The organism is Janthinobacterium sp. 1L-D-8-B-C4, from assembly GCF_057291295.1.
Window position 1 is genome coordinate 118,449 of record NZ_JBXAVX010000003.1, and the last position, 26,858, is coordinate 145,306.

General features: G+C 61.8%; 21 protein-coding genes. 20 read left to right on the forward strand and 1 reads right to left on the reverse strand.

Annotated features, from left to right (window positions below):
- Positions 1 to 13: 13 nt before the first annotated feature.
- The 12 genes from yoaA to AC0Z42_RS06480 all read left to right on the forward strand — a co-directional run bounded on the left by yoaA (position 14) and on the right by AC0Z42_RS06480 (position 17,806).
- Positions 14 to 2,053, forward strand: coding sequence for a DNA repair helicase YoaA (gene yoaA, locus AC0Z42_RS06425; protein WP_485467415.1), 2,040 nt, complete (start codon positions 14 to 16; stop codon positions 2,051 to 2,053).
- Positions 2,054 to 2,320: 267 nt separating this feature from the next.
- A complete protein-coding gene (locus tag AC0Z42_RS06430; protein WP_485467416.1) occupies positions 2,321 to 2,926 on the forward strand; it encodes a toll/interleukin-1 receptor domain-containing protein in 606 nt (201 codons plus the stop codon).
- A gap of 11 nt (positions 2,927 to 2,937) precedes the next feature.
- Entirely contained in the window at positions 2,938 to 5,271 is a 2,334-nt protein-coding gene (locus tag AC0Z42_RS06435) for a tetratricopeptide repeat protein (RefSeq protein ID WP_485467417.1), read from the forward strand.
- Positions 5,272 to 5,358: 87 nt separating this feature from the next.
- Positions 5,359 to 6,096, forward strand: coding sequence for a 5'/3'-nucleotidase SurE (gene surE / locus AC0Z42_RS06440; RefSeq protein ID WP_485467418.1), 738 nt, complete (start codon positions 5,359 to 5,361; stop codon positions 6,094 to 6,096).
- Entirely contained in the window at positions 6,093 to 6,983 is an 891-nt protein-coding gene (locus AC0Z42_RS06445; protein WP_485467419.1) for a protein-L-isoaspartate(D-aspartate) O-methyltransferase, read from the forward strand. Before surE ends, AC0Z42_RS06445 begins: the two co-directional genes overlap by 4 nt.
- A 42-nt stretch (positions 6,984 to 7,025) precedes the next feature.
- Positions 7,026 to 7,970, forward strand: a complete 945-nt coding sequence (locus AC0Z42_RS06450; protein WP_485467420.1) for a peptidoglycan DD-metalloendopeptidase family protein — start codon at positions 7,026 to 7,028, stop codon at positions 7,968 to 7,970.
- 8 nt (positions 7,971 to 7,978) lie between these two features.
- Complete coding sequence (rpoS, locus tag AC0Z42_RS06455) at positions 7,979 to 9,007, forward strand: RNA polymerase sigma factor RpoS (protein WP_485467421.1); 1,029 nt, start codon at positions 7,979 to 7,981, stop codon at positions 9,005 to 9,007.
- 133 nt (positions 9,008 to 9,140) lie between these two features.
- Positions 9,141 to 10,484 carry a 23S rRNA (uracil(1939)-C(5))-methyltransferase RlmD gene (gene rlmD, locus AC0Z42_RS06460; protein ID WP_485467422.1) on the forward strand — a complete coding sequence of 448 codons (1,344 nt, stop codon included), beginning with the start codon at positions 9,141 to 9,143 and terminating at the stop codon, positions 10,482 to 10,484.
- Between the two features lie 416 nt (positions 10,485 to 10,900).
- On the forward strand, positions 10,901 to 12,511 hold the full coding sequence (locus AC0Z42_RS06465) for a type I restriction-modification system subunit M (RefSeq protein ID WP_485467423.1): 1,611 nt from the start codon (positions 10,901 to 10,903) through the stop codon (positions 12,509 to 12,511).
- On the forward strand, positions 12,508 to 13,761 hold the full coding sequence (locus AC0Z42_RS06470; RefSeq protein ID WP_485467424.1) for a restriction endonuclease subunit S: 1,254 nt from the start codon (positions 12,508 to 12,510) through the stop codon (positions 13,759 to 13,761). Before AC0Z42_RS06465 ends, AC0Z42_RS06470 begins: the two co-directional genes overlap by 4 nt.
- Before the next feature lie 38 nt (positions 13,762 to 13,799).
- Positions 13,800 to 17,093 carry a type I restriction endonuclease subunit R gene (locus AC0Z42_RS06475; RefSeq protein WP_485467425.1) on the forward strand — a complete coding sequence of 1,098 codons (3,294 nt, stop codon included), beginning with the start codon at positions 13,800 to 13,802 and terminating at the stop codon, positions 17,091 to 17,093.
- Between the two features lie 23 nt (positions 17,094 to 17,116).
- Entirely contained in the window at positions 17,117 to 17,806 is a 690-nt protein-coding gene (locus AC0Z42_RS06480) for a YgjP family zinc-dependent metalloprotease (RefSeq protein WP_485467426.1), read from the forward strand.
- 49 nt (positions 17,807 to 17,855) lie between these two features.
- On the opposite strand, the gene AC0Z42_RS06485 is transcribed toward AC0Z42_RS06480, so the two are convergent.
- The gene (locus tag AC0Z42_RS06485) at positions 17,856 to 18,530 is read right to left on the reverse strand and encodes a Bax inhibitor-1/YccA family protein (RefSeq protein WP_485467427.1); all 675 of its coding nucleotides are present in this window, start codon (positions 18,528 to 18,530) and stop codon (positions 17,856 to 17,858) included.
- A gap of 231 nt (positions 18,531 to 18,761) precedes the next feature.
- Between AC0Z42_RS06485 and ndk the strand changes: the two genes are divergently transcribed.
- From ndk to bamB, 8 genes are all read left to right on the forward strand, one after another.
- Entirely contained in the window at positions 18,762 to 19,178 is a 417-nt protein-coding gene (gene ndk, locus AC0Z42_RS06490; protein ID WP_183740258.1) for a nucleoside-diphosphate kinase, read from the forward strand.
- Between the two features lie 116 nt (positions 19,179 to 19,294).
- Positions 19,295 to 20,470, forward strand: a complete 1,176-nt coding sequence (rlmN, locus tag AC0Z42_RS06495) for a dual-specificity RNA methyltransferase RlmN (protein ID WP_065310564.1) — start codon at positions 19,295 to 19,297, stop codon at positions 20,468 to 20,470.
- A gap of 11 nt (positions 20,471 to 20,481) precedes the next feature.
- On the forward strand, positions 20,482 to 21,258 hold the full coding sequence (pilW, locus tag AC0Z42_RS06500; RefSeq protein WP_485467428.1) for a type IV pilus biogenesis/stability protein PilW: 777 nt from the start codon (positions 20,482 to 20,484) through the stop codon (positions 21,256 to 21,258).
- Between the two features lie 13 nt (positions 21,259 to 21,271).
- Positions 21,272 to 22,225 (forward strand): RodZ domain-containing protein, encoded by a 954-nt coding sequence (locus AC0Z42_RS06505; RefSeq protein WP_485467429.1) that lies wholly within the window; start codon positions 21,272 to 21,274, stop codon positions 22,223 to 22,225.
- 40 nt (positions 22,226 to 22,265) lie between these two features.
- Positions 22,266 to 23,534: a flavodoxin-dependent (E)-4-hydroxy-3-methylbut-2-enyl-diphosphate synthase gene (gene ispG / locus AC0Z42_RS06510; RefSeq protein ID WP_485467828.1), complete on the forward strand. Its 1,269-nt coding sequence runs from the start codon at positions 22,266 to 22,268 to the stop codon at positions 23,532 to 23,534.
- Positions 23,535 to 23,568: 34 nt separating this feature from the next.
- Positions 23,569 to 24,930, forward strand: a complete 1,362-nt coding sequence (gene hisS, locus AC0Z42_RS06515; RefSeq protein WP_485467430.1) for a histidine--tRNA ligase — start codon at positions 23,569 to 23,571, stop codon at positions 24,928 to 24,930.
- A gap of 69 nt (positions 24,931 to 24,999) precedes the next feature.
- Positions 25,000 to 25,668 (forward strand): YfgM family protein, encoded by a 669-nt coding sequence (locus tag AC0Z42_RS06520; RefSeq protein ID WP_485467431.1) that lies wholly within the window; start codon positions 25,000 to 25,002, stop codon positions 25,666 to 25,668.
- A 39-nt stretch (positions 25,669 to 25,707) separates the two neighbouring features.
- The gene (gene bamB, locus AC0Z42_RS06525; protein WP_485467432.1) at positions 25,708 to 26,853 is read left to right on the forward strand and encodes an outer membrane protein assembly factor BamB; all 1,146 of its coding nucleotides are present in this window, start codon (positions 25,708 to 25,710) and stop codon (positions 26,851 to 26,853) included.
- Positions 26,854 to 26,858 lie beyond the last annotated feature (5 nt).

The window sequence follows — 26,858 nt, forward strand, 5'->3', positions numbered from 1 at the left end:
ACTTAAGTTTATTTTGACCGACCACCAATTATTGCCTGCCAGCCAAGACGGCTTGCCGCCCGAGCCAGCTGGGGTAGAAGCTGTCGAGCCTGGCAAGCACGACGCCGACATCGAGCGCCTGTTTGGCGCTGGCGGCCCGCTGGGTCCGGCTGTCGGCAGCTACAAGCCGCGCCGCTCGCAAACCGAGATGGCCAAGGCCATCGCCCACGCCATCGACAGCCAGACCACCCTGATCGCCGAGGCCGGTACCGGTACGGGCAAGACCTTTGCCTACCTGGTGCCGGCCCTGATGTGGGGCGGCAAGACGATTGTTTCCACCGGTACCAAGAACCTGCAGGATCAATTGTTCCTGCGCGATATCCCCACGGTGCGCGCCGCGCTGCAGGCGCCGGTCTCGGTCGCTCTGTTGAAAGGGCGCTCGAACTACGTCTGCCATTACCATCTGGAACGCACCTTGCAAAATGGCCGCATGACCTCGCGCGACGATGTGGGCCACCTGCGCGAGATCTCGCGCTTCATCAAGATGACCAGCTCCGGCGACAAGGCCGAGCTGGCCAAGGTGCCCGAGAACGCCATGATCTGGAACCTGGTCACGTCCACGCGCGACACCTGCATGGGCGCCGAATGCCAGTATTACCAGGACTGCTTCGTGATGAAGGCGCGCAAGGAAGCCCAGCAGGCCGACGTGGTGGTGGTCAACCATCATTTGTTCTTTGCCGACGTGGCCCTGAAAGACACCGGCGTGGCCGAATTGCTGCCTTCGGCCAACACCATCATCTTCGATGAGGCGCACCAGTTGCCCGATACGGCCACCTTGTTCTTTGGTAATACGGTGTCGACCTCGCAGATTCTGGAATTGTGCCGCGACGTGCTGGCCGAAGGGCTGGCGCATGCGCGCGGCATCGACTGGGCAAAAACCGTGACGGTGGTGGAAAAAGCCGCGCGCGACCTGCGCCTGACGTTTCCGCAAGATATCGTGCGCCTGTCGCTGCCGCAGATCGCGCCATCGAGCGACTTTTTCCCGGCACTCGACACCCTCAAGGATGAACTCGACGGCATGGTTGCCGTGCTCGAGACCCAGGCCGAACGCGCCGAAACGCTGGAACAATGCCGCGTGCGCGGCGTGGAACTGGCGCAGCAGCTGTCCAGCTGGAAGTTCGACCCCAAGGCCAAGATCGCCGCCGGCGAGGAAGCCGTGTTCTGGGTCGAAGCGTTTTCCAGCTCGCTGCAGTTGCATAAAACCCCGCTGTCGATCGCGCCGATCTTCAACAACCAGCGCGAAGGCACGCCGCGCAGCTGGATTTTCACCTCCGCCACCCTGGCCGTGAAAAATGATTTCAAGCATTTTTCCGAGCAGATGGGGCTGACGGGCGAACCGTCGCACACCTGGCCGTCGCCATTCGACTATGGCCAGCAGGGCTTGCTGTTCGTGCCGCAAAACCTGCCGCAGCCAAATTCGCTGGGCTACACGGATGCGGTGATCGACTGCGCCTTGCCGATCATCGAAGCGGCCGGTGGCCGCACGTTTTTCCTGTGCACCACCTTGCGCGCCGTGAAGCGCGCTGCCGAGCGCCTGGCTGACGAATTCAAGCAGCGCGGCCTCGATTTCCCGCTGTTCGTGCAGGGCGACCGCGGCCGCACCGAATTGCTGGACCAGTTCCGCGCAGCCGGCAACGGCGTGCTGATCGGCAGTCAGAGCTTCTGGGAAGGCGTCGACGTGCGCGGCGACGCCCTGTCGCTGGTGATTATCGACAAGTTGCCGTTCGCGCCGCCCGACGATCCGGTGCTGGCGGCGCGCATCGAGGTGATGGAAAAGCAGGGCAAGAACGGATTCATGCACCATTCACTGCCGGAAGCCATCATCAACCTGAAGCAGGGCGCCGGCCGGCTGATCCGCGACGAGGGCGACCGCGGCGTGTTGATGATCTGCGATCCACGCCTGATTTCCAAGCCGTATGGCAAGCGCATCTGGCAAAGCCTGCCGCCGTTCAAGCGCACGCGCGACACGGCCGAAGTGATCGAGTTTTTCCGCAGCCTGCCGGCCAAGTCGTAAGCAACTTTCCTGGCTGGCGCGCCCGCGCCGGCCAATTTCCCTTTTAAATCAAATGCCTGGCGTATCCGCACGCAGCTTGCGTGCGGGCCTGGCATGCCAATAGCTGGCGTATTCAGGCTGGTTTCTGGCATGGTTGGGGTTCGATGCCTGATGGGACAATGTTTGCGCGTGCGCAAATATGGACGTGCTCAGCGGTTTACAGTTGAGCCAGTCCTTGTCGATCAACATGCGGTGACGGGAGGGTAGTACCAGGAACAGGGGGATGCCATGGATATCCGCTACGGCTGTTTCTTGAGCTATGCGCACGGAAATTTCGCTTTCATGAACAAGTTCAAGAATGATCTTGTAGAAGCCTTGTCGTGCTACCTGGAACCCCATCTCGACCGCGAAGACGCCCTGTTCATCGACAGTGAACAGCTCGGCGGCGGCGACGACCTCGACCTGCGCGTGGCGCGCGCCATGTGCGAAAGCGTGTGCATGATCGTGCTGTACACGCCCAAATATGAAGCCCATGGCTACACCCGGCGCGAGTTCGCCGCCATGCAGTTGATCGAGCAGGAGCGCCGCAGCTGGTACGAGCTGCCCAGCCACCTGATCATCCCCATCATCATGACGCAGCATCCCGACGGCTTGCCGGCGCAAATTGCCGGCCCCGGCTTCTACGTCGATTTTTCGGCCTACACGCTGGCCAGCAGCGACTTGAAATCGAATCCGCAGTACCTGCCCGATATCAGGAAGATCGTGCAGCGCATCGCCAGGCATTACCAATTGCTCAAGCGCTCGACACCGCCGGGCCACGACTGCAGCCGCTTCGTCCTGCCGGCTATCCCGCCGCAGTGGCGTACGGTGCCGCCCCCTCACTTTCCACGTTAAAGGTCCCCGCCATGGAATGCCCACGCCTGTCCCTGCCGCCTTTGAGCGCCCCTGGTGAAGTCGTCACCTTTTATTCCTACAAGGGCGGTACCGGCCGCACCATGGCCCTGTCGAATATCGCGGTGCTGCTGGCGCGCCGCGAAAACGCCAGCGTGCCGGTGCTGATGCTGGACTGGGACATGGAAGCGCCCGGCCTGCACCATTATTTCGACCAGCGCGAAGAGTGCCCGGGCGTGCTGGAGTTTTTCGAGGCGTGCCGCGAGCAGCTCGAACGCATGGGCGCGAGCCCGATGGCGGCGCATGGGGAGGGCGGCGAGCACGACTATGCGGCGCTGGCCGAGCGCGTGCTCGACGCCATCGACTGGCAGCAATACGTGGTGCGGGTCGACCAGGGCAGCCCTTTGTACCTGATGCGCGCCGGGCGTTTCGACGCCAGCTACAGCGAACGGCTGGCGCAGATGCGCTGGGACCAGCTGTTCGACGCCTGCCCGGCGCTGTTTCGCTGCTTTGCCGATACCCTGGCGCGCCATTTTCGCTACGTGCTGGTCGATTCGCGCACCGGCCGCACCGACAGCGCCGGCATCTGCACCACCTTGTTGCCGAGGAAACTGGTGGTGGTCTTCACGCCGAACAAGCAAAGCCTGGAGGGCGTCGATGCGCTGGTGACGCGCGCCATCGAATACCGGCGCAGCCATGAAGACGAACAGCGCCCGCTGCTGGTGTATCCGCTGCCGTCGCGCATCGAAATGGGCGATGGCGCGCAGCGCGCCGAATGGCGCCGCGGCGACAGCTACAAGGGCATCGCCGGCTATCAGCCGATGTTCGAACGGCTGCTGCGCAGCTCGTACGGCTTGCCGCAGATCGCGCTCGACAGCTATTTCGACGAAGTCCAGTTGCAGCAGACCAAGACCTTTGCCTATGGCGAACAGCTGGCCGTGCGCATCGACCAGGGCGGCGACCGCTTTTCGCTGACGCGCACCTTCGAAGCGTTTTTGCAGTGGCTGACGGGAGGCTATTTTCCATGGCAGTCGAGCCGCGAGATCGGCTTGTTGGCCGCCATCGAGGAAGCGCGGCGGGCGCTGCAGCTCGAACCGGGCCGCGCCGTGGCCTTGCCGCTGGCGCGCGACCTGGCGCGCTTGGGCGAGCTGTACCGGAAAGAGGGCCGGCCCGAGCAGGCGCTCGAGGCCTTCCGGCAAAGCGTCGAGATACGCACCCGCATACTCGGTGGCGAGCATATCGATACCCTGGCCGGCAACAGCGGCATGGCGCGCCTGCTGCGCCAGCTCGGCAGCCTGGCCGAAGCGCGCCAGCTCGAAGAGTGCGTGGCCGAAGCGCGCGAGCGCTTGCAGGGCGCCGAACATGCCGACACCCTGGCCGCCAAGGCCTGCCTGGCACAGACCCTGGTGCGCCAGGGCGACTGCGCGGCCGCGCTGGCCCTGCAGGACGAGGTGCTGGCCAGCCATGCGCGCCGGCTGGGCAGTGAACATCCGCATACCCTCGGCGCGATGGACTGCCGCGCCGCCACCTTGCTGCAGATGGGCCGCCTGGACGAGGCGCGGCAATTGCTGAACACGGTAGTGGCCGCACGCACGCGCCTGTTTGGCGCCGAGCATGGCGATACCCTGCACAGCAAGCTGGCGCTGGCCCAGGTGCTGGGGCGGCAGGGTGAACTGGACGGCGCGCGCCAGCTGCTTGACGCGATACTGCAGGCGCAGGAACGCACCCTGGGCCCGGACCATCCTGCCACCCTGGCCACGCGCGACCGCCTGGCCGATATCGTCGCAGGCCTCGGCGACTGGGCCGGCGCACGCCAGCTGCATGAAAACCAGGTGGCCGCGCGCGAACGCACGCGCGGCCTCGACCACCCCGAAACACTGATGAGCCAGCGCAAGCTGGCCGAGGCGCTGCTGCGGCGTGGTGAACTCGCGGCTGCCCGCAGCGTGCAGGAGCAGTTGCTGGAGGTGCATGCGCGGGTGCTGGGCGAGCATCATCTGGACACCTTGCACAGCCGCAAGCAGCTGGCCGGCACCATGCAGCAGCAAGCCATCCTGGCCGACCACGGCGTGCCAGACGCGGACGAGCCTGAAACCCTGGCCAGCATGATTGCCATGCTGCAAAGCATGATCGAACGCGACCAATACCGGCAGGCCGGCGCACTGGCCGAACATCTGAAAGCCTGCCTGCTGCGCCCCGGCGTGCCGGGCAAGCTGCGCAAGCGTGGCATGGCCCAGCTCAAGCGGATGTACAAGCTGCAGGGCAACCTCGATGCGCTGTTCGCGCTGCAGGAAGATGAGGTGCAGGCGCTGGAGGGGGCGCTGTCGGAGGCGCGCATCGAACAGCGTTGAGCCGGGGTTGTCTGGAATGCAAAATAAATGCCCTTGTGCATCGCCGTCCACGCGCAGCACAAGCGTTGCTTCGGGTAAAATCCCGGCATGAGAATTTTAATCAGTAATGACGATGGCTACCTCGCGCCGGGCCTGGCCGCGCTGGCCGATGCGCTGGCGCCGATTGCCGACATCGTGGTGGTGGCGCCCGACAGCAACCGCTCCGGCGCGTCCAATTCCCTGTCGCTGGACCGGCCGCTGTCGGTGCACAAGGCCGGCAACGGCTTTTATTATGTCAACGGCACGCCAACCGACTGCGTGCACGTGGCGCTGACCGGCATGATGCTGGAGCGGCCCGATCTGGTCGTCTCCGGCATCAACAACGGCCCCAACATGGGCGACGACACCCTGTATTCGGGAACCGTGGCGGCGGCCACCGAAGGCTACTTGTTCGGCATCCCGGCGATCGCCTTTTCGCAGGCCGAGTATGGCTGGGTCAATCTCGATGCGGCCGCGCGCGTGGCGCGCGACATCGTCGAGCGCCGTTTTGACGAACTGCAAAAGCCGTATCTGCTGAACGTGAATATTCCCGCCATTCCGTACGAACAACTGCAGGGCATCACCGCCACCCGGCTGGGCAAGCGCCATTCGGCCGAGCCGGTAATCCGCGCGCTCGATCCGCGCGGGCGCGAAATCTTCTGGATCGGCCCGGTGGGCGCCACTCGCGAGGCCGGCCCCGGCACCGATTTTCATGCGGTGGCGCAAGGGCAAGTATCGATCACGCCGCTGCAGATCGACCTGACCCATGTGACGCAACTCGATGCACTGGCGAAAGGCCTGGCATGAGCGACAAACCGCGCAGCTTCCCCTTGTCGCTCGATGCGCTGGCCGGCAAGCCGTCGCGCCAGGGCGCCGCGCCCACCTTGGCCCAGTCGCGCATTGCCACGCCACAAACGGCAACCCAGAACAAGGCGCAAAACGCCGTGCGCGGCGCTGCGCCCGCCTATGGCGCGCCAAACGGCATCACGCCGTCGCGTGCCCAGGCGATCGCCAATGAGCGCGCGCAACCTGTGCCGGCGGCATCGCCGAGGCAAAATCCGCTGGTCTCGGACGCCGTGCGGCGCGCCATGGTGGCCAGAGTCGCCAGGCAGGGCGTCAAGGACCAGCTGGTGCTCGACGCCATGCAGGCCGTGCCGCGCCATATGTTCATGGACGAGGCGTTTGCCTCGCAGGCGTATATCGACGCCTCGCTGCCGATCGGCTACCAGCAAACCATCTCGCAGCCGTATATCGTGGCGCGCATGATCGAAGTGATGCGCAATGGCGGCGCCCTGCAGCGCGTGCTCGAGATCGGCACCGGCTGCGGCTACCAGGCAACGGTGCTGTCGCGGGTGGCGAAAGAGGTATTTTCCATCGAGCGCATCAAGCCGCTGCACGAACTGGCCAAGGCCAACTTGCGTCCGCTGCGCGTGCCGAACCTGCGCTTGCAGTACGGAGATGGTATGCTAGGCTTGCCGCAGGCGGCGCCCTTTGACGGGATCATCCTTGCCGCAGCCGGCCTGGAAGTGCCGCAAGCCCTGTTGGAGCAATTGACAATCGGCGGGCGTCTGGTGGCGCCGGTGGGCGACAAATTGCAGCATTTACAACTCATTACCCGGGTAGGAAAAATGGAGTGGACCAGCGCAGCGCTGGAAGACTGCCATTTCGTGCCTTTGCGCCCGGGCACCATCTGATCTGCGGATCAGTCAGCAAGCAGGACAGACAACGACATGCGAATGATGAAACAAACCAAGGTACTCCTCAGCGGCACCGCGCTGGCCATGCTGCTCAGCGCTTGCGGCACCACCGGCGTGCAGGCGCCCGTGGTCGAACGCCCGCATACGCCAGCCACCGCAGCGGCGGCCAGCGAAGCGCGTGACCGCGATCCCGCCCTGTACACCGTCAAACGCGGTGACACCCTGTTGCGCATCGCGCTCGAACATGGCCAGAACTACCGCGACCTGGCGGCCTGGAACAACATCACCGATGTGAACGACATCAAGGTCGACCAGGTGCTGCGCGTGCTGCCGCCGACCGGCGATACTGGCGGCGCCCAGACCTCGGCCGTCGTCATGCCAGCCATCACCGAAGTGCGTCCCGCGGCACCGGCGGTGCCGAAAAAGAATGGCCCGCGCGGCGAAAAACGCCCCTATTCCGATGCCACCCTGGCCGAGCTGCGCAGCGATGCCGGCGTGGCCGAGTCCCCGCCAGCGGCACCGCCTGCGGCGCCGCTGGCCGTGCCAAGCCGGCCGGCCGCTGCCGCCGCTACCGGGACCGGTGCGCCAGCGGTCGCCGCGGCAGCTGCCGGCGATGAAAAACTCAGCTGGATGTGGCCTTCCGAAGGCAAGGTGATCGGCACCTTTGACGAAGGCAAGAACAAGGGCGTCGATATCGCCGGCAAGGCCGGCCAGCAGGTGGTGGCCGCCGGCGCGGGAAAAGTCATGTACGCTGGCAGCGGCATCCGTGGTTATGGTAATCTTGTTATCGTGAAGCACAGTAATAGTTTATTGTCGGCTTACGCGCATAACCGCAGCATCCTGGTCAAGGAAGGGCAGAGCGTCAACAAGGGCCAGGCCATCGCCGAAATGGGCGATTCCGATGCCGACCGCGTCAAGCTCCACTTTGAAATCCGCCAGCAGGGCAAGCCTGTCGATCCGTCCAAGTTCCTGCCTAACCGTTAGGTAAAGCAATGAAAAACGCGCCGCACGATCCGCATGATGATGAGCCGGACCCGCACGACGAAGTGGCGGACGAGGTAATCGTTGATGATGAAGGCGAGCTCGACGGCATAGACCCGGCCGAGGCCGGGGCTGATGGTGCGGCGGTCGCCAGCGTGGCGGTCGACAGTGTCGACGAACTGAAAAAAGTGCTGGCGGCCGAACTGTCGACCGATACCACCCAGCACTACCTGAACCAGATCGGCACGCGCCCGCTGCTGACGGCGCCCCAGGAAGTGCACTACGCAACCCTGGCCAAGCAGGGCAATTTCGAAGCGCGGCAGACCATGATCGAGCACAACCTGCGCCTGGTCGTGTCGATCGCCAAGCATTACATCAACCGCGGCGTGGTGCTGCTCGACATGATCGAGGAGGGCAACATCGGCCTGATGCGCGCCATCGACAAGTTCGAACCCGAACGCGGTTTCCGTTTTTCCACCTACGCCACCTGGTGGATACGCCAGAGCATCGAGCGTGCCATCATGAACCAGGCGCGCACGGTGCGCCTGCCGGTACACATGGTGCGTGAGCTGAACCAGATCCTGCGCGGCAAATACCATCTTGAAGCGCAGCACCATGACGGCAAGGACGCGTCAGCCGAAGACATCGCCCATCTGGTCGGGCGGCCGGTGGAGGAAGTGCAGGATATCCTGGCACTGTCCGAACACGCCACCTCGCTCGACGCGCCGTTGGACAACGATCCGCAATCGTCGTTGATGGACATGCTGCCGGGCGCGGCCGAAGACAGCCCCGACGCGCGCGCCGAACACCATGAAATGACGGTGCTGGTGCGCGACTGGCTCAGCAAGTTGCCCGACAAGCAGCGCGTGGTGATCATGCGCCGCTTCGGCCTCGACAATGACGATCCGGCCACGCTGGAAACGCTGGCCGAGGAAATGGGTGTGACGCGCGAACGCGTGCGCCAGATCCAGCAAGAGGCTTTGATCAAGCTCAAACGTGCCATGGCGGCGCGCGGCGTCGTGCGCGATTCGCTGTTGTAGTATCCCCAGGGCCGGCAATTGCTGGCCTGCATCTGCTATCATACGCCCCGCTCGCGGCGCCTGACCTTCCCCTCTGTTCTTTCAAGTTTCAGCGCGGCCCTGCGTCCTGGCCCACTCTTACCTATTGATCGCTATGCAAGAAAACATTATCGAAATCAAATCGCTCGACATGGACGCGCGCGGCGTCGGCCATATCGAGAATGAAGACGGCTCGCCGGGCAAGGTCGTGTTCGTCGAAGGCGCCTTGCCGGGCGAACGTGTCAGCTTCGTGACGTTCAAGAAGAAGAAAAACTGGGAAGCGGCGCGCATGACGGCGCTGCACCGCGAGTCGTCGCTGCGCGTGACGCCGAAGTGCAAGCATTTCGATTATTGCGGCGGCTGCTCGATGCAGCACCTGGAGCCATCGGCCCAGGTCGCCATCAAGCAGCGCGTGCTGGAAGACAACCTGTGGCACATCGGCAAGGTGCGCGCCGAAAACATCATGCGCCCGATGTACGGCCCAACCTGGGGCTACCGCTACCGCGCGCGCCTGTCGGTACGCCATGTGAAGAAAAAAGACACGGTATTGGTGGGTTTCCATGAAAAGAAATCGGCGTTCGTGGCCGATATCGACAGCTGCGAAATCCTGCCGCCGCATATCTCCGCCATGCTGCTGCCGCTGCGCGCGCTGATCGGCTCGCTGTCGATCTTCGAACAGATGCCGCAGATCGAACTGGCCATCGGCGAAGACGTCACGGCGATGGTGTTGCGCATCATGGCGCCGTTGACGGCAGACGATGAAACCAAACTGAAAGCCTTTGCCGACGAATATGGCGTGCAATGGTGGCTGCAGGTCAAGGGGCCGGAAACGGCGGTGCCGTTCTATCCGCTGGACAAGCAGTTGCACTACCTGCTGCCCGAGTTTGGCGTCAGGATGCCGTTCAAGCCGGTCGACTTTACCCAGGTGAATCACCATATCAACCGCGTGCTGGTATCGAAAGCGCTGCGTCTGCTGGAGGTGCAGCCGAGCGACCGCGTGGCCGACCTGTTCTGTGGACTGGGCAACTTCACCTTGCCGCTGGCCACGCAAGGCAGCGAAGTGGTCGGCATCGAAGGCAGCACCACCCTGACCGAACGCGCGCTGGAAAACGCGCTGGCCAATGGCCTGGCGGAAAAAACCTCGTTCTCGACTCGCAACCTGTTTGAAGTCACCACCGATGATCTGATCGCCCTGGGCAAGTTTGACCGCATCCTGGTCGACCCGCCGCGCGACGGCGCCATGGCTCTGTGCCAGGCGCTGGTCGGGCTGTCGCAAGTGCGCCCCGAGATGCTGCCGAAACGCATCGTGTATGTGTCGTGCAGCCCATCGACGCTGGCGCGCGACGCCGGCATCCTGGTGCTGGAAGCGGGCTACAAGCTTTCCAAGGCCGGCGTGGTCAATATGTTTCCGCATACATCGCACGTGGAGTCGATGGCGGTGTTTGACCTGATGGATTAAAACGGCGGGCCGGAGACGCGGGCCCGAGAAAATGCCGATGGCTGCGTTGCAGCTCCTTGCCGTACATTCGTACTGTCTGCGTCGCTGCGCCTTGCCCTCGACATTTTTCGGTCCCGCTTGGCCCGGAGTGCCTGTGCCAGCGACTGGGGTGCTAACGTGCCTTGCTGGTGTGCATGTGCAGAGGAAAAACGCCAGGCTATGCGAGTTCTCTCTGCCAGTATTTCAAGGTAAAAAAAGATGCGAACTTGGCGGAACTAGGGACAGTCCCGGTACATGCCAACATGGTGTAGACAATAAAGTTTTTCACGATTGCTGGTGTACAATTCGTTTCACTTTCGAGGCCGGGATTCCGGCCTTTTTCATTTTGGACGACGCTGATAAACTGGTGTCGTTGTCGGACTTTTGGTATAGCAATAATGGCAAATCAACTCACCCTCGAAGCCCTCGAATCATGGCTGTGGGAATCTGCAAATATCCTGCGCGGTTCCATCGACTCATCAGACTTCAAGAACTACATCTTCGGCCTGCTGTTCCTGAAGCGCTTCAACGACGTATTCGACGAACGCGTCACGCAGTTGATGCGGGACGATGGCCTGAACGGCAGGGAGGCTGAAGAAGAGGTCGTGGACAAATGGGGGCGCTTCCCCCTGAGCGCCCGCTGGCCTGATCTGATTGCCCGCACCGAGAACATCGGTGAGGCGCTTGACAAAGCCTTCGCCACCATCGAAGCCAGCAATCCTGAACTGCAACATGTGCTCACCGCCACCCAGTACGGCGACAAGCGCGTGTTATCTGACGCCACCTTGCAGCGCCTGCTGCGGCACTTCAACCAGTACAAGCTGGGCAATGCCGACTTGTACAAGGCCGACATGCTGGGCGATGCCTACGAGTACCTGATCAAGCAGTTCGCCGACGACGCCGGCAAGAAGGGCGGTGAGTTCTACACGCCCAAGGCGGTGGTGCAACTGGTGGTGGAACTGATCGACCCGCAACCCGGTCATGAGGTCTACGACCCGACCTGCGGCAGCGGCGGCATGCTGGTGGAAAGCGCGCACCACATCGCCGGCCTGCCAAACGGCGCCATCATGGGCAAACCCAATGTGATGCTGTATGGGCAGGAGAAAAACCTCGGCACCTGGGCCATCGCCAAACTAAACCTCTACCTGCACAATATGCGCGCCGAGATTGAACGGGGCGACACGCTGGTCGAACCGAAGCACCTCGATGGCGATTACCTCAGGACCTTTGACCGGGTGATTGCCAATCCGCCGTTCTCTGCCAAATCATGGTGGTCGCCGCTGGAACTGGCTAACGAAGCGGAGCAGGAAGGCGACAAGAAGGCCAAGACGCCCAATTACAAGCAGGTCAACGACCCGTATGGCCGTTTTGTATATGGCGTGCCGCCGCGTGGCTATGCCGACCTCGCCTTTGCCCAGCATATGCTGGCCAGCCTGAAGGCTGATGGCCGCATGGGCATCATCCTGCCACATGGCGTGCTGTTCCGTAGCGGTGAAGAAGGCAAGATTCGCAACGGCCTGCTGTTCGGCACCGACGCCGCCAGCGGCAACCAGCCGGGCGACCTGATCGAAGCCATCGTTGGCCTGCCGTCGGCGCTGTTCTACAACACCGGCATCCCGGCCTGCGTGCTGATACTGAACAAGCAGAAGCCGGCCGCCCTCAAGGGCAAGATCATCATTATCGACGCCAGCCGCGACTACCTCGAAGGCAAGGCCCAGAACAGCCTGCGCCCGGATGATATCAAGCATATCGTCGGCACGCACAAGGCGGCGTTCGACAGCCAGACCGAGGTGGAGAACTACTGCCGCGTGGTGACGCTGGACGAAATTCGCGGCAACGACGGCAACCTCAATATTGCGCGCTATATTGACAACGGCGAGACGGAAGAGACCGTGGATCTTGCTGCCACTTTGGAACAATTGGCGGCGCTGGGCGAAGAAGAATCATTGATTGATGCCCAGCTGAATGGTTATCTGGTGGAGTTGGGGTTGCTGAAGGCTGGTGTATGAGCGTGGTGGGGAAGCCGGGGTACAAAGAAACCGAAATTGGTTGGATTCCTGAAAAATGGGAGTGTGTTCCACAATCGGAGGTCGTAACATTTTATAACGGCCGGGCATATAAGCTTACAGAGTGGGAAACCGAGGGGATACCGGTAATTCGGCTGCAAAACCTGACCGGCTCGGGCGATACCTATTACTATTCAAGCCTTAAACTACCATCACATCAATACGTCAGCAAAGGAGAACTGCTGTTTATGTGGTCGGCAACATTTGGGCCGCGTATTTGGCAGGGTGAGAAGGCAATCTACCATTATCACATCTGGAAGATTGAGTGCTCTAAACGCATAAATAGGTCTTACATGTTTCATTCTTTATCGCGCTTTACTGAGGAGATGAGGAATAAGACAAACGGTTCGACCATGCTGCACTTAACAAAGGCGGGCATGGAGAAGGAGGTAATTGCACTCCCTCCACTGGCAGAGCAAGAGAAAATCGCCGCTATCCTCATGACCGTAGATGACAAGCTGAACGTGATTTCCCGCCAGATTAAAGCTACCCAGACCCTCAAGCAGGGGTTGATGCAAACCCTGTTCAGCCGGGGCGCGGGCGGTCAAGTTGCAAACGACTGGCCTGTTATGTCGCTGCAAGAGGTTGCGGAAGTTCGCACTGGTGTTGCCAAAGGAAAGAAAGGCTTGAAAGCGCCGGTTGAACTGCCTTACTTGCGGGTTGCAAATGTGCAGGCCGGGCATATTGACCTCGCCGAGATCAAGACTATTGAGGTTGAGGCGACACAAGTTCAACGATATGCGCTTCAGCCCGGCGATGTGCTAATGACCGAAGGTGGGGACTTCGACAAATTAGGTCGAGGCGATGTTTGGAAAGGTCAGATTTCTCCATGCCTGCACCAGAATCATGTCTTCTCAGTACGACCTGTTCCCGACAAGCTTAATTCCTACTATCTCGCGGCTTTGGCAGCGAGTGATTATGGTCGACGATACTTCCTGTCCTGTGCAAAGCGCACTACCAATCTTGCCAGTATCAACTCATCGCAGCTGAAGGCGTTCCCGGTTCTTCTGCCATCGTTGAAGGTTCAGGAGGATATTGCCAGTGTAGTTGATGCTGTCAATGCAAAAATCACAGCACTGGAAGAAAAACGGACTGCTCATCAAACACTCAAACGTGGCCTGATGCAAAAACTGCTGACCGGCGAATGGCGCGTGAAGCCGGGCGTGCACCAGGAAGTCGCCGTTGCCGCCTGACGGATAAAACCAAGAAAACGCACAGAGAGGACATATCCATGGGGCATGCGGAAAAAGCCGGGGTCGAACTTCCGGCCATTGCAGCGCTGGTCAAGCTGGGCTATACGCATCTGCCCGGTAACACGGTTGAGGTCGAACACCGCCATCTTGCCCCGGTACTGTGCGCCGTTCTGCGGCCCCGGCTGCTGGCGCTGAACCCATGGCTGCAAGCTGTGGCCGGCGGCGTCGAGGCGGCGCTGATGGAGTTGCGCAAGCGCGTCAGTGACGAGCTGCTGCCAGCGAACCAGGCGTTCTGGGAGCAGGTGCTGCATCGCTGCGATATCCAGGTCAAGGATGCCGACGGCAGGCCGCGCAGCGTGCGTTTTTTTGACGCGACCACGGCCGCCAATAACGACTTCCATGTGGTGGACCAGTATGTGGGCAAGAACGCCGACGGCGACCTGTACCGCCCCGACTTGCTGTTGTTCGTCAACGGTCTGCCGCTGGCCATTATCGAATGCAAGGCCAGCCATCACCGGCTCGATGAGGCGCTGTCGCAGCTGGATGGATATCAGGCCGGCTTTCCGGCGCAGTTCGTCTTCAATCAGGTCTGTGTTGGCCTGAACCGGCGCGAGGGCCGCTATGGCGCGATACGCACCAGGCCCGCTTTCTTTGCCCGCTACCGCCTGGAGAGCGATGAACTTGCGGCCGTGGCCCGCGTGCTGGGTTCCGACCCGAGCGAGCAGGATCAGTTGCTGTGGGCGCTGTTCGAGCCGTCGCGTTTTCTCGAACTGATCACCCACTTCGTGCTGTTTGAAACCCGCGACGGCGCGACGACCAAGAAGCTGCCCCGGTATCAGCAGTGGCGGGCGGTGCGCAAGACCATTGCCCGCCTGACGGCGCCCAGGCCCATGGGCGGCGTGGTGTGGCACACGCAAGGCAGCGGCAAGTCGCTGACCATGGCGCTGCTGGCGCGCATGCTGCGCGCCGACAGCACGGGGCTGAACAACCCCACCGTGCTGGTGCTTACCGACCGCAAGGACCTCGACAAGCAAATCTTCGACACTTTCCACGCCGTGGGCGTGAAGGCGATTCAGGCGGTGTCGGTCGATGGGCTGGTCAAGTTGCTCGGTAACGATTACGGCAGCGTGCTGACCAGCACCGTGCAGAAGTTCCAGGAAAACGAACAGCTTGGCGACGGCGAAGGCGCCGCCGCCGCTGGTGCCCCGGATGAGGAAGGCGAGCCCTTGCAGGCGACCCGGCATCGGCGCGTGCGCGAGGGGAAGGACTTCTTCATGGTGGCGCAGCGCAATCTTCACTGGGGCCTGTCCGATGCCGACGGCGTGATGCTGGCCCCAAAATGGCAGGAAGTCGGCCGGGAGAAGATCCAGTTCCGGGTGCTCAGCGCCAAGCCCAACTTCTACGTGCTGGTCGATGAAGCGCACCGCAGTCAATATGACTTCCTGGCCGCCTTCATGCGCGCCAGCCTGCCGCACGCCAGCTTTATCGCCTTCACCGGCACGCCGCTGCTCAATGACGACAAGCATACGCTGGCCGAATTTGGCGGCGACGCCTACATCGACGAATACCGGCTGCATGAAGCGGTGGCCGATGGCGCAACGCTCCCCATCAAGTACCAGGACGCCTGGGTGCAACTTGCCGCAAATGCCCAACTCGACCAGGCTTTCAACGACCAGTTTTCCAAAGAGCATGAAGCCAGGCAGCAGGCGCTGAAAAAGGCCCTGCTGGCCAGATGGCGGCAGGCGGGCGAGCGCATGGAACAGGTGGCCGCGCATCTGGTAGAGCACTTCGTGGCCAATGTGCAGGCCAAGGGACTCAAGGCCATGCTGGTGTGCGACGGCCGCGACATGGCGGTGCGCTACAAGGACTTGTTTGATGATTTGATGAAACAGCGCAAGGCTGATGGCCTGCCCACCTTCGAGAGCCGTGTGGTGATCTCGCTGGCCAGCGTGACGGCTTCGCGCACCGGCTTGTCGGTGCGCGAAGACGCGGCCCAATACCGGCTTGGCCCGCAGCATATTGAGACCATCGAAGAACGCATCAAGGGTGAACTGAAGGCGGGCAAGCAGCCGGTCGCACTGCCGGCGGAGCAGGTGGCGAACTTCGTTGGCAAGCTGTTTCCGCTGCCGTATGGCGATGAGGCAAAGGGGCGCGATGGTCAGCCGCATGCCAATAGTGTCGGCCTCATCATCGTGTCCGACATGCTGTTGACGGGCTGGGACGCGCCGATAGTGGGCACCATGTATCTCGACAAGCCGTTGAAGGAACACACGCTGCTGCAGGCGATTGCACGGGTCAACCGTACCATGGCGGGCAAGAATGCCGGCTATATTGTCGATTACCATGGCGTGGTGGAACACCTCGATCACGCCCTGAAGATTTACGGTGGCGAGGTGCAAGCGGGCCAGGTATGGGAAAGCGTCGAAAGCGAACTGCCCAAGCTGCAAGCGACACTCGACCGTATCCTCAAACTGCTGCCCAGGAAGCATGACCCGGTCAGGCAGCGCGAGCACTACAAGGATGACGCCGAGCGTTTCCTTGATCCGGCCAGCAGGCTCGATGCGGTGGAGGACTTCCTCGAGCTGGCCAAACAGTTCAACCGTAGTATCGACATTATCCTGCCCGATGTGCGTGGCGTGCCTTTCAAACCCTACTTCACCTTGATTGCGGAAATCCGCCTGATGCTGCGCGACAAGCTGCCTGGCAATACCTACCGGGAGCGCATCACCAGACTGGAATCGCTGCTGCTCCAGCAATTGCTGGACGAATATATCGCCGCCAGCCCGGCCAGGAGTTTGCTGGGCAAGGAGGTGTCGATTCTGGACGCCAGCGACATGGCGCGGTTGAAGAAGCTGGCTAGTCCCGGCAGCCAGGCACTGGTCATGAAGAACCAGTTGAAGCACACCATTGTCACAGGCAGAGACAAAGACCCCGCCTTCTTTGATAAACTGGCGGAGGAACTGGCAAAGCTGTTGGCCGAGGAAGCCGCTGGCCGCATCAGCCAGGCGCAGTTCCTGGAACAGCTTGACCTGTTTGGGCAGCGTATCAGGGACAAGGACAACACCGGTTTCGACCATCCGGCCCACTCTGCTGTGTATCACTATCTGGCAGCCTTGCTGGCAGAGGGTGCCGCCAGGGTGGCGACGACCACGTTGTTTCAGGATGTGAGTTTGAGTAGTGCAATGGCGGCCGCCAATTGGAAGAAAATGCACGACCTGCATCCGGAAATTCGGGACCTGTTGCGCAAGTTGCTGATGCCCTTGGCAGGCTGGGAGCGCTCGGTCGCCAGGGATCATGCCGGACGCATCCTGGATATTTTGCTAAAGAACTGACCATGCCCCGCTTGCAGTACGGTGTGACCACCATCGACTGGTTATTTGAGCCGGACGCCAGCTTGACCCGGCACTACGTGACCGTGGAGCGGGGGCGGCCGGTGCTGTTGCGCGGGCCGCTGGTCGGTGAGCAGGAGCAGGAAGCTCTCTTGCGTCGCCGTGCACGATGGATACGGGAAAAACTGGCGCTGGTGAGCACGGAACAAGCTAGCGATGATATCGTGACGGGTAGCCGCCTGCGCTATTGCGGTCGTACCTACTACACCGAAGTGCGTCATGTGGCAGGACTGCTCAAGCCACGCCTGACCTTTACCGCATCGCGCTTCGTTGTCGAAAATCCTGATGGCCTCAGTATTGAGCTTTCTGCCTTGATGCCGTTACTGGAATTGTTCTACCGCGATCGCGCCCATGAAAAGCTGCTGGTGCGGGTTCGTCATTGGGAGCGCCAGACCGGGTTAAAGGCCCGAGGCGCTCGTGTCCGCCATTTTCAGAGCCGCTGGGCCAGTTGCAATGCGCAGAATGTACTGGAGTTTCATCCCCGGGTCATGGAATTACCCTCCAGCGTACAGGACTACGTGATACTGCACGAACTTTGCCACACAGTAGAGAAGAGCCATACCAGGGCATTCTGGGCCTTGGTCGCGCAACATATGCCGGATTGGTCGCGGCAACATGCGGTACTGGAACAGGCCGTTTTTGGCGATGCGATTTGATGGACGTAAAAAAACCGGCCGAAGCCGGTTTTTTGTTGCTGCATCAATCTTAGTCGCGGCTGCCGCCGGCGAAGCCCAGCAGGGACAGCAGGCTGGTGAAGATGTTATACACGTCCAGGTAGATGCGCAGGGTGGCCGAGATGTAGTTGGTCTCGCCGCCGTTGATGATCTGCTGCACGTCATACAGGATGTAGGCCGAGAAGATCGCAATCGCCACCATCGAGATCACGATCGACAGCGCCGACAGGCCCAGGAAAATATTTGCTACCGATGCCAGGATCAGCACGATCACGCCGGCGAACAGCCATTTGCCCATCGCCGAAAAATCGCGCTTCGAGACCGTGGCGATGGTTGCCATCACGGCCAGGATGGTGGCCGTGCCACCAAACGCGGTCATGATCAGCATGCCGCCGTTCGAGTAGCCCAGGGTGCGCGTCAGGATAGGCGTGAGCATCAGGCCCATGAAGAAGGTGAAGCCCAGCAGGACGGCCACGCCGAGGCCCGAATTCTTGGTTTTTTCAATCGCGTACATGAAGCCGAAGGCGACCGCCATGAAAATGATGAAGCCCATGCCGCCGGTCAGCATCGGCAGGTGCATCTGCACGCCGATGAAGGCGCCCAGCACGGTCGGTATCATGGACAGCGCCAGCAGCCAGTAAGTATTGCGCAAGACCTGGTGGCGTACTTGCTGCATGCCTCCCGACAGGTCAAAGGTGCGTTGCATGTTCTGATTCATAAAGCCTCCGTGTTGTCAAATCGATTTACTTCTTTGTGCAAGGATAGCATGGCGCCGCTTTTTTGCAAAAAAACCAGCTTAAGATTCCATTAAACGCATCTCGCTTGCAGGATCGTGACGGTCATTGTGGGTGATGCGGGGTGTAGTATGGTAAAATCGAAGGTTGATTGAACTATCAATTATTGTTTTAAACCTTTCTTTTTATTGGAGTTTTCACACATGGCAATCGAACGCACCCTGTCGATCATCAAACCAGACGCAGTTGCAAAAAACGTAATCGGCCAAATCTACAGCCGTTTCGAAAACGCTGGCCTGAAGATCGTTGCTGCCCGCATGACCCAACTGTCGCGCGAACAAGCTGAAGGCTTCTACGCAGCGCACAAAGAGCGCGGCTTCTTCAAGGACCTGGTCGACTTCATGGTTTCCGGTCCAGTCATGATCCAGGCTCTGGAAGGCGAAAACGCCGTTCTGGCCCACCGTGACCTGATGGGCGCAACGGATCCGAAAAAAGCAGAAAAAGGCACGATCCGCGCCGATTTCGCCGATTCGATCGATGCCAACGCCGTTCACGGTTCGGACGCTGTGGAAGCCGGTCAAGTGGAAATCGCTTACTTCTTCCCAGAACTGAAGGCTTGATAGCCTTGGATAACGTTATTTCCTGGCGTTATCTGTGAAATAACTTTATCACCCCCTGTTCCCGCTGCGCCTGTTTCTTCCGCGCGCGGGGACGGATTTTTAGAATAGGCAACATCATGACGACGACTACCCTCACCAACTTGCTGGACCTCGATCCCGCGCAGCTGATCGCTTATTGCGCCGAGTTGGGAGAGAAACCGTTTCGTGCGAAGCAATTGCAACGCTGGATACACCAGTTTGGCGCCTCCGACTTCGACGCCATGACCGACCTGGCCAAGTCGCTGCGCGACAAGCTCGCCACGCGCGCCGAAGTGCGCGCGCCGGCCATCATCAGCGACCATACCTCCACCGATGGCACCCGCAAGTGGCTGGTCGATGTGGGCAATGGCAACGCCGTGGAAACCGTGTTCATCCCGGAAGAAAACCGCGGCACCCTGTGCATCTCGACCCAGGCCGGCTGCGCCGTCAACTGCCGTTTCTGCTCGACCGGCAAGCAGGGCTTCAACCGCAACCTTAGCGTTGGCGAAATCATCGGCCAGCTGTGGATGGCCGAATTCGAATTGCGCCGTACCAAGGGCATCGAGCCGGGCCCGAAAGGCGAGCGCCAGATCACCAACGTGGTGATGATGGGCATGGGCGAGCCGCTGCTGAACTTCGAGCCGACCGTTACCGCGCTGAAACTGATGCTCGACGATAACGCCTACGGCCTGTCGCGCCGCCGCGTGACCCTGTCGACCTCGGGCGTGGTGCCGATGATGGACAAGCTGTCGCAGGAAGTGCCGGTGGCCCTGGCCGTCTCGCTGCACGCCTCGAACGATATGCTGCGCGATGGTTTGATTCCGCTGAACAAGAAATACCCATTGAAGGAGCTGATGGCGGCATGCAAGCGCTATCTGGAATTCGCGCCGCGCGACTTCATCACGTTTGAATACTGCATGCTCGACGGCGTCAACGACAGCGACGAGCACGCGCGCGAACTGCTGGCGCTGGTACAGGACCGCGAGTTCGGCGTGAACTGCAAGTTCAACCTGATTCCGTTCAATCCTTTCCCCGAGTCGGGCCTGTTCCGCTCGAAAAACCCGCGCATCAAGGCCTTTGCCCAGGTGCTGATGGATGGCGGCATCATCACCACCGTGCGCAAGACGCGCGGCGACGATATCGATGCGGCCTGCGGCCAGCTGGCCGGCGAAGTCAAGGACCGCACCCGGGTGCAGGAACGGATGGAAAAAATGACGGAATACCAGCAAAAGTTCGGCGCCAATTTCGGCAAGATCGTCGAGATCCGCTCCTGATGCGGGGAAGCATGGCTTACCCTCGCGCACTTGCCGTGGCTGCTGTCAGCCTGGCCGTGCTGCTGGCCGGCTGTGCTTCCACCGCAGACAAGGAACAGGCGGCCTCCTTGCAGGAACGCGCTTCGCTGCGCCTGCAGCTGGCCAGCGCCTATTATGCGCAGGGCCAGTTTGCCGTCGCGCTCGATGAGGTGGAGCAAGCGCTCACGCTGGCGCCGGGCGACGCCCAGGCCCATGGCATGCGCGCGCTGATCTTCGCCGCCATGCGCCAGCCTGTGCCCGCTGAAAAAGATTTTCTTTACGCATTGCGTCTTGCGCCCCACAATCCCGAGTTGAGCAATAATTACGGCCAGTTCCTGTGCCAGACCGGGCGCGCGGCGCAATCGCTGGCGTATTTTGACGCCGCGCTGCAAGACGCCGCCTATGTGTCGCCGGAAAAGGCGCTGAACAATGGCGGCGCGTGCAGCCTGGCAGTGAAGGATTACGCGCGTGCGAGCGCTTACTGGCTGCGCGCGGAGCGCATTGCGCCCGGTGTTGCAAGCACTTACGCCGGCCTGACGCGCACGTATTACGAACAGCAGGACTACCGGCAGGCGGCGCGCTATCTCGATCGCCTCGGTGGGGTAACGATTATGGAAAGCCAGACGGCCGATGTGCTGTGGCTAGCGATCAAGGTGCGGCATAAGCTCGGAGATGCGGGTGCGGAAGCTGGCCTGGCGGTGCAATTGCGCCGCCACCATTCCGGCTCGCCCGAATATGCTGCTTATCAAAGTGGGGCGTTTGATGAGTGAGACAGGGATACCAATGAATTCAGAGCGGGCAGAAACACCTCAGCAGCAGCCCCAGGGCAATCTTGCGCTGGCAGGCGCACAACTGAAGGCGCAGCGCGAAGCACTGGGCTGGCCGGTGGAACAGGTGGCTGACCAGCTGAAGCTGGCGTCGCGCCAGGTGGTGGCGCTGGAAGAGGGCGACGTGTCGGCGTTGCCGAACCTGGCCGTGGTGCGCGGTTTCGTGCGCGCCTACGCCAAGGTGGTGCGGCTCGATGCGGCGCCGCTGGTGGCCATGATCGAAGTGCATCCGCCCACGCCGGTGCAGGAACACCAGGCTGCGCCTGCGCGCCGCGATATTTCAGCCACTTTTTCCGAGTCGCGCTTTCCGTCGATGACGCAGCGCTCCTCGCATTCCGGCGTGTGGATCGCCGGCGCCGTGGCCGTGGTGGCCGCTGCCGCTTTTGGCGCCTATAAAATGGGTTATGTGCCGGAAACCCTGTTTGCCCATGGCGACAAGGAAGCCGTGCATGCCAGCGTGACCGGTCCGGTGGAAACCACCCTGATCAAGCCGGGCCAGGATCTGTCGCCGGTGCAAACGCCGTCGGTGCCCTTGATTTCCGTGCCGCCACCGGCCGGCAGCAGCGATACGCCAGCCCCGGCCCCGGCGCCCGTCACTGCCGTCGCACCGGCCGCCGTGCCCGCGCCGGCAGCCGAGACGCCAGTGGCAGCAGCAGCGCCGGCCGTCGCCAGCGCCAATGCGCTGGTGTTGAACGTGCAGCAGGATTCCTGGGTTGAAATTCGCCGCCCGGGCAGCACGCCTTTGATTTCGCGCATGGTCAAGGCGGGCAGCACGGAAACCTTCGACATTACCGGCCCGGCCGTGCTGGTAGTGGGCAAACCCGGCGTGGTGCAGGCCACCCTGCGCGGCGCGAAGCTGGACTTGCCGACGATTTCGGGCGGCACGATTGCCCGCGTGAATATTAAATAAATGCGTCAAGTAACAAGTTAAACAAGACAAGACTATGAATATGGCTACCTCGAATACAGCGATAGGCTCCGGTCCTTCCGGCCGGCGCGACAGCCGCAAGGTGCTGGTCGCCCACGGCCAGCGCCAGATCTGGGTGGGCGGCGACGCCCCCGTGGTGGTGCAGTCGATGACCAATACCGATACCGCCGACGCCATCGGCACGGCGATCCAGATCAAGGAACTGGCGCGCGCCGGCTCCGAGCTGGTGCGCCTGACGGTGGACCGGCCGGAAGCTGCGATGGCGGTGCCGTATATCCGCGACCAGCTCGACAAGATGGGCATCGACGTGCCGCTGGTGGGCGACTTCCATTACAACGGCCATACCCTGCTGAACGACTACCCCGATTGCGCGCGCGCGCTGTCGAAGTACCGCATCAATCCGGGCAACGTCGGCAAGGGCGCCAAGCGCGACACGCAATATGCGCAGATGATCGAGGCGGCCTGCCGCTACGACAAGCCGGTGCGCATCGGCGTGAACTGGGGCAGCCTGGACCAGGCCTTGCTGGCACGCATCATGGATGAAAACGCCGGCCGCGCCGAACCATGGCCGGCGCAAGCCGTGATGTATGAAGCTTTGGTGACGTCGGCGATTGAAAACGCAGTGCGCGCCGAGGAACTGGGCCTGGCGCGCGACAAGATCATCCTGTCGTGCAAGGTTTCCGGGGTGCAGGACCTGATCGCCGTCTACCGCGAGCTGGCCAAACGCTGCGACTATCCGCTGCACCTGGGCCTGACCGAAGCGGGCATGGGCAGCAAGGGCATCGTGGCCTCGACGGCGGCCTTGTCGGTGCTGCTGCAAGAGGGCATCGGCGACACCATCCGCATTTCGCTGACGCCCGAGCCGGGCGGCGACCGCACGCGCGAAGTGATCGTTGGCCAGGAAATCCTGCAAACCATGGGCCTGCGCAAGTTCGCGCCGATGGTGATCGCCTGCCCGGGTTGCGGGCGCACCACCTCGACCACCTTCCAGGAACTGGCCGACAATATCCAGACCTATCTGCGCGAGCAGATGCCGGAATGGAAGAAACTGTATCCGGGCGTGGAAGCGATGAACGTGGCCGTGATGGGCTGCATCGTCAACGGCCCTGGCGAATCGAAACACGCCAACATCGGCATCAGCCTGCCCGGCACCGGCGAATCGCCAGCCGCGCCGGTGTTTGTGGATGGCGAAAAAGTCGTCACCCTGCGTGGCGAGCGCATCGTGGAAGAATTCCAGGACATCGTCCTGAAGTATGTAAAGAGTCACTACGGAACGACGGTTGCTGTCTGAACCTGATCCGATAAAAAGCGTAAAGAAGAACACCATGTCCGAAAATAAAAAAGCCGATAAAATCACCGCCGTCAAAGGCATGAACGACGTGCTGCCGGCCGACGCGCCGCTGTGGGAATTGTTTGAAAACACGGCCCAGTCCGTGCTGCAAAGCTATGGCTTCCAGCAGATCCGCACGCCGATCGTGGAAGAGACCAAATTGTTCGCGCGCGCCATCGGCGCCGTCACCGACATCGTTGAAAAGGAAATGTATTCGTTCACCGATTCGATGAACGGCGACAACCTGACCCTGCGCCCTGAAGGTACAGCCGGCGTGGTGCGCGCCGTGGTCGAGCACAATCTGGTCTACGAAGGCCCGAAGCGCCTGTGGTACAAGGGCCAGATGTTCCGCCACGAGCGCCCGCAGAAAGGCCGCTACCGCCAGTTCCACCAGTTCGGCGTGGAAGCGATCGGCTTTACCGGCCCGGATATCGATGCCGAGCTGATCATGATGTCGCGCCGTCTGTGGGATGACCTGGGCCTGGAAGGCATCCGCCTGGAGCTGAACTCGATCGGCGACGCGGCCGAGCGCCTGCGCCACCGTGCCGACCTGATCACCTACCTGGAAAGCCACAGCGAGCTGCTCGACGAAGAAGCCAAGCGCCGCCTGCACAGCAATCCGCTGCGCATCCTCGATACCAAGAACCCTGCCATGCAGGAACTGGTGAATGGCGCGCCGAAGCTGCTGGAGTACCTGGGCGAAGAATCGCTGGCGCACTTCCATGGGCTGCAAAAGATTTTGAACCACAACAATATCCCGTTCACCATCAATCCACGCCTGGTGCGCGGCCTCGATTACTACAACCGCTCGGTGTTCGAATGGGTCAGCGACAAGCTGGGCGCGCAGGGCACGGTGTGTGCCGGCGGCCGCTATGACGGCATGGTTGAAATGTTCGGAGGCAAGTCGACGCCCGCAGTCGGCTTCGGCATGGGCGTCGAGCGCCTGGTGCTGCTGATGAAAGACGCGGCCGAGCCGGAAGCCCCGGCCCAGTGCGACGTCTACCTGGTGCATCAGGGCGAGCAGGCGGGCCTGCAGGCGTTTGTTCTGGCCGAGCGCATCCGTGACGCCGGCCTGGACGTGGTGCTGCACTGCGCGGCCAGCAACGGCGGCGGCAGCTTCAAGACGCAGATGAAAAAGGCCGACGCCAGCGGCGCCTCGTTTGCCGTGATCCTCGGCGACGATGAAATCGCCAACCACGTGGCCACCGTGAAAGCACTGCGCGACGCCGAAGGCGCGGCGCAGCAGAACACGGTGCCGTTCGACGATGTCGTCGACTACGTGGTCGACCAGATCATCGGCGACCACGATTGCGGTCATGACCACGGCCCTGGCGGCCATGTGCATCACCATCATTGAACTACGTTGCCACAGCGATGTGGCAACATGGCGTAACCCTCGATCCACTACTCATTACACTGACGACTCATGGCATACGATCACGAAGAGCAAGAACAACTGGCATCCCTCTCGGCATGGTGGAAGCGCTATGGCAACCTGACCTCCTGGGTCCTGATCGTGGCGCTGGCCGGCTACAGCGGCTGGGCTGGCTGGCAGTACTACCAGCGCACCCAGGCGGCGCAGGCGGGCCAGCTGTACGATGAGCTGCAAGGCGCCATCGCCGCCAAGGATGCTGCCAAGGTGCAGCGCGCCGCCGGCGACATGCAGTCGCGCTTCGGCAGCACGGCATATGCGCAGATGAGTGGCCTGGCAGCAGCCAAGGTGGCGTTCGACGCGAACGACATGAAAACTGCCAAGGCCCAGCTGCAATGGGTAGCCGAGCATGGTACCGAAGAATACAAGGTGATCGCCAAGCTGCGCCTGGCTGGCGTGCTGCTGGACGAAAAAGCCTACGACGAAGCCCTGAAGGCCTTGTCCGGCGCCAGCGTGCCGCAATTTGCCGGCGCCGTGGCCGACCGCAAGGGCGATATCCTGGTGGCGCAAAACAAGCTGGCCGACGCCCGCACCGCCTACCTGGCCGCGTTTGGCGCGACCGACAAGAACAACCCGGGCCGCCAGTTGATCCAGGTGAAACTGGAAGCGATCGGCGGCAGCGTGCCGGAAGAGAAGGCCAAGACCGCACCAGCGGCCGCCTGATAGTCCTTACAAGTACAAGAAAAAGGTTGGATAACATTTATGCGTCTTACTGAAAAGCTGGTAGCGGCAAGCCTGTTGGTCTTGATGGCGGGTTGCTCGTCATGGAATCCGTTTGCCAAGAAAGATCCGAAAACCGAGCCGGCCAAGCTGGTCGAGTTAAAATCGAGCATGGCCGTGCGTGAAGCATGGAAGTATTCGATCGGCAAGGCGGGCGTGTATGCATTCACGCCGGCCCTGTCCGGCAGCAGCCTGTACGTGGTCAACGCCGATGGCGCGCTGGCGCGCCTCGATGCGGCCACCGGCCGTGAAACCTGGCGCATCAAGGCCGGTACCGACATTACATCCGGCGCCGGTACCGACGGCAACGTGGTGGCGGTCGGCGGCGTGAAGGGCACGATCCTGGCGTTTGACGCCAACGGCAAGGAGCTGTGGAAGGCGCAGGCGTCGAGCGAAGTGCTGACGGCGCCGGTGGTGGGCGAAGGCATGGTGGTGGTGCGCAGCGTCGACAACCGCATCCTCGGCTTTGACGCAAAAACCGGCGAGCGCAAGTGGGTGGTGCAGCGCGCCACGCCGGCATTGACCTTGCGCAATGCGCCGGGCATGGTGCTTGGCGGCTCGAACGTGTATGTAGCCCAGCCGGGCGGCAAGCTGGTGGCGCTGACGGCCACCACCGGCGTGGTGCGCTGGGAAACCGTGGTCAGCGAACCGCGCGGCGCCACCGAACTGGAACGCGTCTCCGATATCGCCGGCACGCCGGTGGTGTTCGAGGGCGAAGTGTGCACCGTCACGTACCAGGGCAAGGCCGGTTGTTTCGACGCCGCCACGGGCGTGCCGCGCTGGACCAAGCCGGTCTCGTCCGATGTGGGCGTGGCGGTCGACCAGCGTTTCGTGTTTGCCGCCGATGACCAGGGCACCGTGCTGGCATTTGCCCGCGAAGGCGGCCAGGGCGCCTGGAAGAACGAGGCGCTGGCGCGCCGCCGCCTGTCCACGCCGGCCTCCTACGGCCGCAGCGTGGCCGTTGGCGATTATCAAGGTTACATCCACTTCCTGTCACGGGAAGATGGCGCATTAATAGGTCGGGTCAGCACCGACGGCAGCCCGATTGTGTCGGTGCCGGTGGTTGCAGGTTCGAATTTGATTTTTCAAACCCAATCAGGGACAGTGACCGCTCTCGCGGTCGAGTAAGTACA

Excerpts from the sequence above, each read along its gene's own strand:
- AC0Z42_RS06430 (WP_485467416.1), top strand. The coding sequence starts at position 2,321 with ATGGATATCCGCTACGGCTGTTTCTTGAGCTATGCGCACGGAAATTTC.
- AC0Z42_RS06435 (WP_485467417.1), top strand. The coding sequence starts at position 2,938 with ATGGAATGCCCACGCCTGTCCCTGCCGCCTTTGAGCGCCCCTGGTGAA.
- surE (WP_485467418.1), top strand. The coding sequence starts at position 5,359 with ATGAGAATTTTAATCAGTAATGACGATGGCTACCTCGCGCCGGGCCTG.
- AC0Z42_RS06445 (WP_485467419.1), top strand. The coding sequence starts at position 6,093 with ATGAGCGACAAACCGCGCAGCTTCCCCTTGTCGCTCGATGCGCTGGCC.
- AC0Z42_RS06450 (WP_485467420.1), top strand. The coding sequence starts at position 7,026 with ATGATGAAACAAACCAAGGTACTCCTCAGCGGCACCGCGCTGGCCATG.
- rpoS (WP_485467421.1), top strand. The coding sequence starts at position 7,979 with ATGAAAAACGCGCCGCACGATCCGCATGATGATGAGCCGGACCCGCAC.
- rlmD (WP_485467422.1), top strand. The coding sequence starts at position 9,141 with ATGCAAGAAAACATTATCGAAATCAAATCGCTCGACATGGACGCGCGC.
- AC0Z42_RS06465 (WP_485467423.1), top strand. The coding sequence starts at position 10,901 with ATGGCAAATCAACTCACCCTCGAAGCCCTCGAATCATGGCTGTGGGAA.
- AC0Z42_RS06470 (WP_485467424.1), top strand. The coding sequence starts at position 12,508 with ATGAGCGTGGTGGGGAAGCCGGGGTACAAAGAAACCGAAATTGGTTGG.
- AC0Z42_RS06475 (WP_485467425.1), top strand. The coding sequence starts at position 13,800 with ATGGGGCATGCGGAAAAAGCCGGGGTCGAACTTCCGGCCATTGCAGCG.
- AC0Z42_RS06485 (WP_485467427.1), bottom strand. The coding sequence starts at position 18,530 with ATGCAACGCACCTTTGACCTGTCGGGAGGCATGCAGCAAGTACGCCAC.
- ndk (WP_183740258.1), top strand. The coding sequence starts at position 18,762 with ATGGCAATCGAACGCACCCTGTCGATCATCAAACCAGACGCAGTTGCA.
- rlmN (WP_065310564.1), top strand. The coding sequence starts at position 19,295 with ATGACGACGACTACCCTCACCAACTTGCTGGACCTCGATCCCGCGCAG.
- pilW (WP_485467428.1), top strand. The coding sequence starts at position 20,482 with ATGGCTTACCCTCGCGCACTTGCCGTGGCTGCTGTCAGCCTGGCCGTG.
- AC0Z42_RS06505 (WP_485467429.1), top strand. The coding sequence starts at position 21,272 with ATGAATTCAGAGCGGGCAGAAACACCTCAGCAGCAGCCCCAGGGCAAT.
- ispG (WP_485467828.1), top strand. The coding sequence starts at position 22,266 with ATGGCTACCTCGAATACAGCGATAGGCTCCGGTCCTTCCGGCCGGCGC.
- hisS (WP_485467430.1), top strand. The coding sequence starts at position 23,569 with ATGTCCGAAAATAAAAAAGCCGATAAAATCACCGCCGTCAAAGGCATG.
- AC0Z42_RS06520 (WP_485467431.1), top strand. The coding sequence starts at position 25,000 with ATGGCATACGATCACGAAGAGCAAGAACAACTGGCATCCCTCTCGGCA.
- bamB (WP_485467432.1), top strand. The coding sequence starts at position 25,708 with ATGCGTCTTACTGAAAAGCTGGTAGCGGCAAGCCTGTTGGTCTTGATG.